The sequence below is a fragment of the Eubacterium sp. genome, assembly GCF_057858645.1.
Genome location: NZ_DBLZZO010000045.1, coordinates 1 through 11,694, shown reverse-complemented (window position 1 = coordinate 11,694; position 11,694 = coordinate 1). Strand labels below are relative to the sequence as shown.

16 protein-coding genes are annotated in these 11,694 nt (G+C 33.1%); all 16 read right to left on the bottom strand.

Going from position 1 to position 11,694, the window contains the following annotated elements; all coding sequences use genetic code 11:
- Positions 1-47: 47 nt before the first annotated feature.
- A complete protein-coding gene (locus ACZM4J_RS11960; RefSeq protein ID WP_299118064.1) occupies positions 48-611 on the bottom strand; it encodes a type IV secretory system conjugative DNA transfer family protein in 564 nt (187 codons plus the stop codon).
- Positions 612-613: 2 nt separating this feature from the next.
- A complete protein-coding gene (locus tag ACZM4J_RS11955) occupies positions 614-1,570 on the bottom strand; it encodes a PcfB family protein (protein ID WP_299118065.1) in 957 nt (318 codons plus the stop codon).
- Between the two features lie 4 nt (positions 1,571-1,574).
- Positions 1,575-1,904 (bottom strand): hypothetical protein, encoded by a 330-nt coding sequence (locus tag ACZM4J_RS11950; protein ID WP_299118068.1) that lies wholly within the window; start codon positions 1,902-1,904, stop codon positions 1,575-1,577.
- A gap of 5 nt (positions 1,905-1,909) precedes the next feature.
- A complete protein-coding gene (locus ACZM4J_RS11945) occupies positions 1,910-3,355 on the bottom strand; it encodes a relaxase/mobilization nuclease domain-containing protein (protein WP_299118070.1) in 1,446 nt (481 codons plus the stop codon).
- Positions 3,345-3,674 (bottom strand): MobC family plasmid mobilization relaxosome protein, encoded by a 330-nt coding sequence (locus ACZM4J_RS11940; protein WP_489486260.1) that lies wholly within the window; start codon positions 3,672-3,674, stop codon positions 3,345-3,347. Before ACZM4J_RS11940 ends, ACZM4J_RS11945 begins: the two co-directional genes overlap by 11 nt.
- Positions 3,675-3,781: 107 nt before the next feature.
- On the bottom strand, positions 3,782-4,318 hold the full coding sequence (locus ACZM4J_RS11935) for a JAB domain-containing protein (RefSeq protein WP_299118074.1): 537 nt from the start codon (positions 4,316-4,318) through the stop codon (positions 3,782-3,784).
- A 102-nt stretch (positions 4,319-4,420) separates the two neighbouring features.
- Positions 4,421-5,437, bottom strand: a complete 1,017-nt coding sequence (locus tag ACZM4J_RS11930) for a DUF5688 family protein (RefSeq protein WP_489486258.1) — start codon at positions 5,435-5,437, stop codon at positions 4,421-4,423.
- Positions 5,438-5,792: 355 nt separating this feature from the next.
- Positions 5,793-6,398: an alpha/beta hydrolase gene (locus ACZM4J_RS11925; protein WP_489486256.1), complete on the bottom strand. Its 606-nt coding sequence runs from the start codon at positions 6,396-6,398 to the stop codon at positions 5,793-5,795.
- A 479-nt stretch (positions 6,399-6,877) separates the two neighbouring features.
- Positions 6,878-7,312, bottom strand: coding sequence for an NUDIX hydrolase (locus tag ACZM4J_RS11920; protein WP_008402203.1), 435 nt, complete (start codon positions 7,310-7,312; stop codon positions 6,878-6,880).
- 34 nt (positions 7,313-7,346) lie between these two features.
- Positions 7,347-7,841: a GNAT family N-acetyltransferase gene (locus ACZM4J_RS11915; protein ID WP_178062563.1), complete on the bottom strand. Its 495-nt coding sequence runs from the start codon at positions 7,839-7,841 to the stop codon at positions 7,347-7,349.
- Complete coding sequence (locus tag ACZM4J_RS11910; RefSeq protein ID WP_178062562.1) at positions 7,841-8,368, bottom strand: GNAT family N-acetyltransferase; 528 nt, start codon at positions 8,366-8,368, stop codon at positions 7,841-7,843. The genes ACZM4J_RS11915 and ACZM4J_RS11910 overlap by 1 nt, the downstream gene beginning before the upstream one ends.
- Before the next feature lie 32 nt (positions 8,369-8,400).
- The gene (locus ACZM4J_RS11905; protein ID WP_178062561.1) at positions 8,401-9,003 is read right to left on the bottom strand and encodes an AAA family ATPase; all 603 of its coding nucleotides are present in this window, start codon (positions 9,001-9,003) and stop codon (positions 8,401-8,403) included.
- Entirely contained in the window at positions 9,000-9,440 is a 441-nt protein-coding gene (locus ACZM4J_RS11900; protein WP_428244566.1) for a ParB N-terminal domain-containing protein, read from the bottom strand. The genes ACZM4J_RS11905 and ACZM4J_RS11900 overlap by 4 nt, the downstream gene beginning before the upstream one ends.
- 81 nt (positions 9,441-9,521) lie before the next feature.
- Entirely contained in the window at positions 9,522-10,313 is a 792-nt protein-coding gene (locus tag ACZM4J_RS11895; RefSeq protein WP_489486254.1) for a GNAT family N-acetyltransferase, read from the bottom strand.
- Positions 10,314-10,684: 371 nt separating this feature from the next.
- On the bottom strand, positions 10,685-11,023 hold the full coding sequence (locus ACZM4J_RS11890; RefSeq protein WP_428244564.1) for a hypothetical protein: 339 nt from the start codon (positions 11,021-11,023) through the stop codon (positions 10,685-10,687).
- 85 nt (positions 11,024-11,108) lie between these two features.
- The coding region (locus ACZM4J_RS11885; protein WP_489486253.1) for a hypothetical protein at positions 11,109-11,694 on the bottom strand (586 nt) is incomplete at its 5' end.

Below are 11,694 nucleotides of genomic sequence, written 5' to 3'. Positions count from 1 at the left end.
CGACATATCGTGTGTTTAGTTCTCCGATTTACTACTATTTTTTTTATTCAATTATTAGTTGCAATCGTGCCATAGCTTTTCACTATGGAACGTTTCGCACCTCCTTTTGGGTCGGTGGCGATAAATGAATTATTAAGCATCATTTGCATTATGTTTGGTTTTACAATAAAAAACGTCTTTCCTGCACCCGAACCACCTATTACAAGCATGTTGTTATTCAAACCGGTAACACTGGTATCAATGCTCATTCGCACGTTATTACTTAATATTCTGTTCTTGCACTCGTCCTTATCTGCAAGTGCTTTATTAACCATTCGTATGTCTGCAAATTTTGCAGTACCATATTCCTTGCCATGCATAAGATTTCTTCTGCTTGTCACATACATTAGAACTGCCATTCCGTATATTAACGAACCATAAATTACTGCTCTTAATGTATTGGCATTGTAGTAATTTCCAAATGGATTTTTTATTGCAGCATTAAACTTATTAAGAATTAATACTATATCGCCACTGTTGTTCCACACACCATTTAGGACGTACGAAACATAAATTGTAAAAAGTTCTCCAATTATTAAACAGGGAATTACTATTGAATTCTTTCTGTTCATGGCTATCGCCCCCTTGAAGTTCCTTTAACAGATTCTGTTTTTCTAACCTTGGGACCCGGAGTCCCAACCTTTTTGGCTTTTTGTTTTCTTTCGCTTTTGCCTCTTCTTTGTTCCTGTAATGCCCTATTTTTAACATTTACATCCACACTGTCATAATGCTGCTTCTGTAAATTCTGACCTGAAAGTTTCTCTGCCACCTGCCCGTCTCTGTCAACAAGTTCGTATTCCTTGTCCTTGTTAAGATATGCGAAGAAAGTCTTTCCACCGTTAATTGATACAACATCTGACTTATCAAGCCATAAGTATCTGACATTGTCACCATATGTATTAGGAACCCTTGTCTTTATGGATGTAAGATTTTCCTCTTCATAAAGTTTCCTTGAAATGGTAATATCTACTCTTGAAGGATCATTTATCATTGCATTGTATTTAAGTTCATCTGCATACCTGTCTAACTGTTCCTTTCTTTCCGGTTCGACTTCACTGGGAGTATCTTTTAAAATGTTTTCTTTCTTAAGATAATCAACAACCTTTTCAAAATCTCCATCCTTACCGTTTCTTACATAATCCATTAAGTTCTCAATGCTTCCATTGCCTAACTTTTCGATTAATGTATTTATTCTTGGTGTTGCCTCGGTATGAAAAAGAACTTCTGTCATTCCGTCTGACTTATTTATGTCCGGAAGTTTTGAATAAAGAATTCCATATTTCTTTGCAAGTTTCTTAAACTTCTTCATGTCCTCTTCCCTGATTTTTAATACCTGCAAACTACCATCCTTACTTAGCATCTTTTTCAATGATGTCTTTCCCTGAAGCTTTTCTCTTGTAAGCAGTGCATAAATGAACACTGCCAGATTTTTTGCCTGCTTCACTGTTCCACCTGTTACGTCCATTCCAAATCTCAATCCATCAAATTCAAGTCTTATTATCTGTATTGCCTGTGAAATTTCATCTGACATATGCTCACCTCCTCTGCCCATTGTTAAGCATGATTGCTATGTCTATTATTGTTGCCATTGCCTTTTCATCTTTCTTACAATTAATCAGTGAATCAATCTGTTTTTCAGACAGTTTATTTTTTATTGCAATTTTTATCTGTTTCATCTGTGCAATTGTTAAATCACCGTCTGCCAGTCTTTCCACCAGATCATTATTGTATTTTTTAGAGAAAAACAATCTCTTAATCAGGGATACCGGTTCTCCTTTTCTGGTGTTTTTCTCAATCCTAATATTCTCTTTTCTATTCTTCTGTGCTATCTGAAATTCACTTTTAAATTCCTTTGCCTGTTCCACATAAATCACTTCCTTTTAACATATTTTTTCTCCTGTTCTTCCTGTTTGTTTTTTTCTTCTTTGATTGCTCTTTCCTCAATTTCCTTATTCTCCTGCCTTACTTTTACTTCCTTTATGATTTTGTAACCTACACTAATTTCTTTTCTTAATTGTTTTGTTTCCTTTTCATTTGCCTGTAAAAGTTCTTTATAATATTCCCTTAATTTTTTTGCTTCCTCAAATGACAATCCCTCTTCTTTAAGTGTTGCCCTTGCTTCTAATACAATCTGCTCTGATTCCTTAAATGTGTCATCACCCATCTTATAGAAAATGGTTGCTTTCTTTTCCTGTTCTATGTTCTCCACTGCCTGAAATACTTTAAGGAGCTTTTCCATTTCATCAACTATTACCTTTTTTGCCTTAAGTAGCACTGACACCTTTTTTCTCAAATCTTTTTGCACGTCAGATATTTGTTCCACATCAGTAACGTCATACTTTGCAAGGAATAAATACTGCTTTTGTAATAACTTAAACTTCTTAACATCCTTCCTGTATTTCCATACCTGTGAGTATGGTTGTTTTCTTATTTTTCCCAAACGATACATTTCCCTAAAATACTGTCTTTGCAATCCTGTCATCCTCGTTTTTCTTACTTTTTTTGACTTAAATCTTCTGACTCTTGGAGATCTTACTATCTGATTACTTCTATAAGTATTAAGATTTTCCTTTACAATTCTTTCTTTTAATTCATCAATTCCATAGCCCTGTCCTAACGTCTTTGTACGTCTGAATCTTTCCATTCCCGGTGGTTTCACTGCCAGATACTTTCCCTGCTTTATTTCATAACCTTCTGCTTCTAACATTTGAAGAAACATTGAATAATCCGCAGCCCTTAATACACATGCATCTATATCCTGTTTTATTTGCTCATTCCATATAAACGGTCCGTCCTTTAAAACATCCCATTCTTTTTTGTCTGTCTTTTCAATTGATTTCTCCAGTGTTGAAAGATTGTACTTTTCACATATTCTGTCTATTCTTGGCTGAATGTTTTTTTCCCAATCACCTTTTTTGTAATGATATTTATATCCGTCTGTGAAACGCACACTATTCCAGATGATGTGACCATGAATGTGGTCTGTGTTGGTATGAACTGCATATACTACCTCGTAGTCGCTTTCCAGATACTCGTGAACAAATTCTTCTATAACCTTCATTGCTGTATCTCCATCACACTCATTTTCTTCAAACGAAATGATGAGATGATACCCCTGTCTTTTGTCCATTTTTCCATAAAGTCTTTTTGTCTCCTTCATACACTCATAGGCATTTTCTTTTATGCAGTTAACACTTCCTGTAAGCAGACCATTCATGGTCTTTTCATCCTTTAAAATGTAATCAATTGCCACCTGCAGATGTGAGCCTTTAGAACGGTGATGGCTATTCATGTGTAATATTCTGCTAATCGCCATACTTTTCCATAAAAGCTCCCACCTTAAGATTCAGTAATCGCATGTACTCCATAAGCCTTGTCTTATCACTGTCCATATACAAACCACTGTTATTATTGCGGACAATCTGATTAACGTTATTACCTATGTGATTGACCTCATTAATCAGTTTAAGAATATGTTTTCTCATATCAGGATTTGGCATCTTTATGTTTGAAATCGCATATCTGACATAGGCTGAGAAATTCATGTTACAGGCACTTGCATTTTCCTTTACTATCTGATATTCCCTGTCATTGAATCTTATAAGTTTTGTAATGTCTCTTTTATCTGAACTCATATATCCACCTTCCTTCTGTAAAATAATGTAGGCTATGTCTTTTGCAAGATACGCATTTGTATATACAAATGCATTCTTGTTGTGGCATATCCCCAAACCCCTTTTATTTATCTAACCTTTACTTCCTCGGCTATTTTTATGTCCTTATCTTTCTTAAAATTTAAGAACTCTAACTTGTCTGAATATGTACTGCTTTTTCTAAAATCAACCAACTGCTTATCCCTTAGGCTGAAATACCTCCCCTTATCTGGACCAACAATAATGTGGTCCAGAAGAGGTATTCCCACCAGATTGCAAATATCAACTAGCTTTGCCGTAGTTCTAATGTCTTCCTTTGATGGTTCTAAAATGTTGGATGGATGGTTATGCAAAATCATCATATTTGCTGCATTTGACAATATTGCTGACTTAAGTATTTCTCTTGGCGAAGCAATTGTAGTATCTATTGCTCCAATGCTTACCAGATTGAAATTCAATGGCTGAAGCTTACTGTTAAAATTGATTACACATAAAGCTTCACGATCCATATCCCTTATGTAATCTCCAACTACCATTGCCACCTTTTCAGGGGATGTAAGTTGTTCTTCTGATAGCAGCGGTCGTTCCTTTACAAGTCTAATTGATACCTGATTTATCTTTTCCATCTGCAATCACCTCAACTTTAATGAAAAACTCTTCATCCGAACTGCAGTTAGCAACTTCACTTTTTATCCTCTCTGCCAATTCTTTTTGAAAATCTTCTATGACTATCTGCCCTCTCTTTCCGGACTTGATATTGCTCCACGGTCAACGTCATCAAGACTCTTATTTATTGTGTCTGTTGCAAGTCTTAATGTTCTTAAATCCTTGTCGTAGCAATATACCTGATTTGAAAGGCGGTCATTAATGTCTACCTGATCCATATTGATTTCATATACCATTTCTGCAAGTTCATCCGGCGAACTAAAATCTGCTGACACTGCAATAACCTCATGGACACTTGAAGGTAAAATGTATAAGTCACTTCCAACCTTTTCAGCTAATTCATGAAGTGGCTCTTCGTATAAAATTGAAGCTGCTCCATACAATTTACTTTCGTTTGTAATTACATACATTGAATGTTCATTAGGTGTTTCCATCATTACTTCATTGAATTCTTCCTGCATTTCTTCACCCAATTCACTTTCACCAAATATAATTTCACTAATGACTTCATTCATGTTCTTAATTGACACCGGGAATAATTCCTTTGTGTTCTTATTTGCTGCATTGTATAAGTCATTTTCTGTAAGACCTTCCTTTGCTGCTAAATCATTGTTAACAAGATTTGTATATGTTCCTAATGAATCATTTCCAAGATTCCATCTGTACACAATTGCAAGGTCTTCAAATTCTCTGTGTGGGACAGTATTTAACAGTTCCCTGTTCTGCTCAGCATTTATTAGAGAAAAGAAAACCTTATCTTTTAATTTTGATGTATCCAGACATTCTTCCTTAATCTGACTGTTAAATGACTTAATTCCATATTCCATTGTTTCTGCTGCCATTCTTGCAACCTCCTCGTAATCACCTGTTTTCTCGTATTTCTCATATAAGTCATTTACATACAATGTTGGTGTTGCATTTTTTAATCCCGGTATGTCCAACATGTTCAAACCATCAACCTCACGGTTAGTCTTATTAACTTTTCTGATTACAACTTCACAATCCTTGTATTTTTCATCCATGTAATCTTTAATGTCATCCTTAATTCTTTCCTTAAATTCTTCGTAATTTAAATTCATAATCGTCCTCCTAAAAATTTTGTAAATTCTACTGTTTGCTCTTTTCCTCTCTACGGTGGAATAAGTAAAATGCTTTCACTTTTCATATGACACCTCTATTTTTGCAATAAAAAATGCCCTACTGAAAAACAGTTAGTTTCTAAAACTACTGCTCTCAATAAGGCATTTATTTATTTTTGATTTAAAGTTTTAAGGTTTGTTGGTCTCAAACTTTATAGTTATATTTTACTATTGCAGTGTGTCTATGTCGAATTCTGACGTGGATGGAAATTAGAAGAAAACACCATATATTGGTTGAAATTTTGAAATGATGGGTAATAGAAAAGGTTGGGACCCGAGGTCCCAACCTGAAACATTATAAATTTATGTATTGACTGATCCATTCATCAAGAAACTTCATTTGCTTTTCTGTGTGAAACCAATGTTCACCATCTTGCATTATAGTAAGTGTGGCATTAATTTTATTGGCAAAACCTGAAATTGTTTCATAAGATGTAAGATTATCTTTACCACCATATAAAATATGTGTAGGAATTTTCCATTTAATAGGATTCTCTTTTACATAACAAAGGTACTCCCATGAAAGAGTTTCACCAAAATCTGTTTTAATCTCTTTTTGATTACAAAGATCCTTTTCAGTTATATTTCCCCACATCATCATATCTGAAATAAGCTTTTCCATATCTACAATTGGCGAAAGAAAATATGCTTTAGCAATTCTTTTATCTGCTAACGAATTCATTGCAAAAAATGCACCTATACTACTAGCAATTATCTCTACTGACTTGTATTTATGATAAATTTTATCAAAAAATTCTGGAAATTCCTTCTTTGCTTCCCATGGATTCTTTGACATGTAATCAAAGCCTATTACGTCACAATCTTTGAAAATAGTAATATAATGTGTAGCGTCTTTTGAACTACCACCTTTTCCATGAATATATATAATAGCTTTATCCATATTTTTTCTCCATAAAATAATAATTTATTCAAATATAAAGTTATCAATCCGACATCTTTTCATTAATTTCATCCAATAAATAAATTGTTTTATATATCTTATTACAACTCTTACACTGCCAGTCACAATTATTCTTTTTAGCCTTTTTATGTAGTAATTCCAGTTTACTGCCACATATTGGGCATTCCGACTTTTCATATTTCCATAAACTTTTCAAAAAATTTAGAGCCTCATTTCTGTTTTCAAAATTAAGGTCGTTCAATATTACTCTATCCAAGAAATTTACCTCCTAAATTAGAATTTGCACATTTCTACAAGCGATGCGCAGCTACACTGAATTGGCTGACGGGAGCTTGCTCACAGTCAGACACATTCAAGTGTTGATGCATAGCGCGACAGCGCGACATGAGCATGAAGCAAAGCGAAATGCGAATGCATCGCGTAGATAAACTGGAAGTTTCTGTTGCTTATCTTGATTTTTATATAAAGCCTCTTTTTTTTGCTTCTTCAATCAATATAGGTTGAATTAAAGGATATGTCCAATTATCAACTAACTTATCTGAAATCAATATTTTCTCAATCTCACAATGTAATTCCACGAATGAGCTAATGTCTGCAATAAATAACATTCCAAAAGTTTCATCATCAATATTTTCATTTACTCGTGTCTTTCCTTTAACAGAATACACACATATTGGTTCAATTTTAAAATCAATTGCCCCTGTTTCTTCTTGTAATTCTCTTTTGGCTGTTTCAAAAATACTTTCTCCAGGTTCTCTGTGACCGCCTGGCACTTCATAAGTCTCTCTTTCTTTGTGTTTACAGAATACCCACTTGTTGTCTGTTTTTGATATTATTACTGCAAACTTCAAAAGTTCATCTGCGACATTGTCATAAAATTTAACTTCTACCATTCTACCAATACCTCGTCAAATTCTAATTGTTATTCTAATCATTCAATCTTAACCTGCTTATCACGGCTCCATCATCATCTTTTCCTACCACTTCGAATCCATTACCAAGACAAAGCTTTTCTGATGCTTTATTATCTGGATGCCATGAAGCATAAATGTGATTAGCTTCTCCATATGGAAAAGTTTTAATATACTCAATTAACATTTTAATTACTTCTTTTCCATATCCGTTCTGCTGATATTTTTTATCAATCATCAATCTATAGATTTCATATCCTGGATTTTCATCATAATCACACTCTTTTTCATATGTAATCATTACAAATCCCATCATTTCATTATCTTTATAAATTGCCTTAGGAATACATCTATAATAATTATCAGCATCTTCTTTATTAGCATCTGAGTGAGCAAACGCTTCTGCCAAACTAAAAATATTAGGATTTACAAATGACTTCTGCCAATCATACACATCTAGTTCAATACATTGTTGCCAATTGTAATGCCTAACTTCCTTTAACTCTATCATTATTTTCTCTCCTTCTTATAAACTAACATTCCATTTCCATATGGATCATCCTCTGCGCCCATTTCCTTTTCAACAAAAGTATATCCGCCTTTTTCAAGTACTCGCGCTGATGCTACATTACCAAATACGACACGTCCCCAGACAACCGCTGAATCAAGGTTATCAAATGAGAACTGTGTCATCGCATTTAGCAATTCTGTAGCATATCCGTTTCCTTTGTACTTTTCAGTTATCTGGTATCCAATCTCTACTTCATTCTCTTTTACTTCAGTTTCACTTACTCCTGTATCACCTATAAGTTCTCCTGTCCTTTTTAATTCAACAGCCAAAACATATGGCATTCGATTATTGTTTGCGCAGTCCAGATAAAAATCTATTGCTCCTATAGCCTCATTTATGTCTATATAGCTTTCGTTTGGGAACCATTTTTTTACTGCTTCTTCCCGATGATTTAGATACAGTTGTTCTGCATCTTCTTTTTTAAACTTTCTAATTATCAAATGTTCTGTTTCAAAAATAATATCCATATAATCTCCTCGGTTTTCCACTCTCGTACTCTTTACTTTTCTCTAATCCACTCTAATATATGCTCTGCCACTTCTCTCGGACTTTTGTTTGTAATATCAAATGTATCAAACTTTGTACCATTAAACTCATTGTGAGTTCTAAAGTACTCGTTATAATTAATTGAACCATTAATCCAATCTTCATCTGTAATATGACGTCCTTCTGTCATATGTTGTCTTATTACATCTGGATCAGCTGTAAGTGCTAATACCTTTATTTCAGAAAAATATCTTGCACCATATCCTTTACCAAGTTTATCAACATTTCCTGCACTAGTCCAAATAGTCGGTTTGTTGGCCTGATTGTTATTTCTAGATATCTGATATATCTGTTCTAACATATAATAATTGTCATCATCCGTCTGTGGATGCATCAAATTATTAAACTGATCTACCTCTTGAACAATAATTTCATCTGTCATCTTTTGTAACTCCTGTGCTGCAGTGGTTTTCCCAATCCCACTACAACCAGTCAAAATATATAAAGGTAATTTTTTAAATTCCCATATATAGCCACACTTTGGACATTTTATTTTATTTCCAGTTACTTCTTTATCCCACTCATGATTTCCACAATTAGAACATATACTTATCATTTTATTATCTCCTTCAATTTTTCAAAATCTTCTGTACCTGTTGCCCAAATAATAGCTGGTATTTTAGTGCTACCTATTTGTCTATATAATTCAAGTCTATGTCTACCATCGCACACATAAAAAGTCCCATCACTTCTATACTCTATTATTAGTGGTGGGGGATTCCATCTTTCCATATCATTTTTCATAGAATCTACTCTATAGAAAAAATAATCTATATCATTACTTTGTGATAGATATTCAGGTGCACCAGATTTTATATTTTCCAACAGTTCAATATCAAAATCGATTATTTCTGTATACAACCTTGTTTCTTTTAATAATCCATCTGCTAGTGCAATGTTATTGCCATCATTTCGTAAAAACAACTGTATCCATTGTTCAATTTTTCCTTTTTTGCAATATTCTATTGCAACATCCATAACACCGTATTTCATAATCTCCTCATTTACATTTGGCTATCATCACTATAAACTGGAATTTGCGCATGTTCAACAAATTAGAGTGTCTTGGCCTATTTATCCAATTGAGCAAAGTTTCCCGCGAAGAATGTAACCAATCTTCTCATAGCAAGCATTCGATGCGGCGTAGTCCGCATCTGTGTAAAGCATCGGAAGGCATCCTTCCGCTTCAGCCATCTTGGAAACCTGATAAACAAGATTATCTGCATAATGTTTTCTTCGGTGTTCAGGTCGTGTAAAAACCAATCCAACACTTGCCAGTTCACCTTTCGGATTGTAAGAGCAAGACGCCACATGATTTCCTTGCGAATCCTTCCAAAAGAATGTTTTTCCTTCTTTTATTTTTATTTCCGCACACTCCAAACAGCCTTTTCGGTCCATCTTATCTACGCCTGTTTCTTCATGAAACATTTCAGCAAAATAGGCAAGTTCTTCCTTATCATTCATCTCGCACCTACAGATTTCGCCCTCTGCAATTTCATCCGGTTTTATTGGATTTGGACAGTCATAAGCAAACATATTTGTCTTTACCGATAAATTTATTCCATCCTTCAACGCTCTTTTAATAAAATAATCTGAAAGTTCATATTTAAGATTAAAAGTATGTTCCTTGTTCATCAGATTATTTTCAAACAAAAGCCTGTACGCTTTTTCCATTTCCTCTTCCGTTGCATCATCTGCCGTCCATATCCAAGCCGGAAACGGCTCTGTTGAAAAGCAAATGATTAATCGTTCATGGTCAGATAACAGTAACTTGCACGGTCCGTCAATAATACGTCTCAATACAAAAAATGTATATTTATCACCTTCTAATAATTTATAATCTCTTTCATCTACATAATTGTCCATATCTAATTTTTATTCTCCTACAAATTCAAATTTATCTCTCTAATTGTCTTACATTATATCACAAAAGCATCAACAAAAAATCCCTAGTTACACCTAAATGTAACTAGGAATATATTATTAGTTTTCGCGATTATTACTTTTTTGCAATAGCTGCCTGTATGATGGCACCGAAGGATATACACTATCAAAAGTATATAGACGTATTTCATCAATTATTTTTGTTTAAGATTATATCATTTTACAGATTATTTATATAAAATACTTCGAATTGTATCATTAGATAGTCCATATTCCTCCGCAAGTTTGCAAATTGTTTTTAATGTACTTCTTAACAACCAAAACTCTATCTACAATGTTTATATTTTACATCATTATATTTTCAATTTTTTTATTATTTCTGTATCTCGATACTTTCTATATATATTTTTTGCACTAGTAATTGTATTTACAGAATCGTGTAAATAATCAGGTAAAGCAATTTCTAACGCCCCAATTTTTTCTCCTATTTTCATAAGTTTTTCATAATTCATTGGCAAGCCTAGTTCAATCACTCCACTATCTAATATAATTCTCTTGTCCGACATGTTATAATACTCTTTGTATTCTGTACTTTTCTGTACAATATGAGGCAAGGCTAAAAGCATATCTCCCTCATCTGAAAATGTTGTTAAACAATTTACAGGAGACATGATACATAACTTAATTGACATATTATTCTCCACTATTTTCTAAACAATCATTTCTATTATTCGATAACTCTTGTACAAATATTTTTCATAACATAATAAACTATAACTACATTAATAGATATTTCTTTGCTTTTCTCGAATAAATAAGACCAATATTTGTTATTCTCCAAAATTTGTCGCTTTTTTTTCCCCTATATAATTCTAATGTTATGATTTCATCTTCTAACCCTATCTCTTTAATTTGATTAATTTCGTCTATATAATAAATATTGTTATTTTTTATATTTTTTAAAATGCATATATCTGAATTAATTTCTATAAATTGAAACCATGAACTAACAATTTCACACTCTTGTTGAATTTCTTCCTCCGGCTCCAACCATATGCTTCTCTTTCCCATCACTTTAGGTCTATCAATTTTTGTTTTTATTAATGCTACTTTTGATGATTTTTTTTGTATCTTTAATAATTCCGCTTCAAGAACATTAAAATTAATATTTTTGATATCATCATTATTAGTTTTATCCAAACACCACTCAATGTATATCCTAGTATTTCTAACAATTTCTTGAATCTCTTTAGTTGTATAATCCAAATAGACTCTTGGGAACCAATACACAATAAATTTTTCTATATGATCCTTTGTAATTTCTATCAATTGATAAATTTGCTCATGTAGAAACAAATATTTA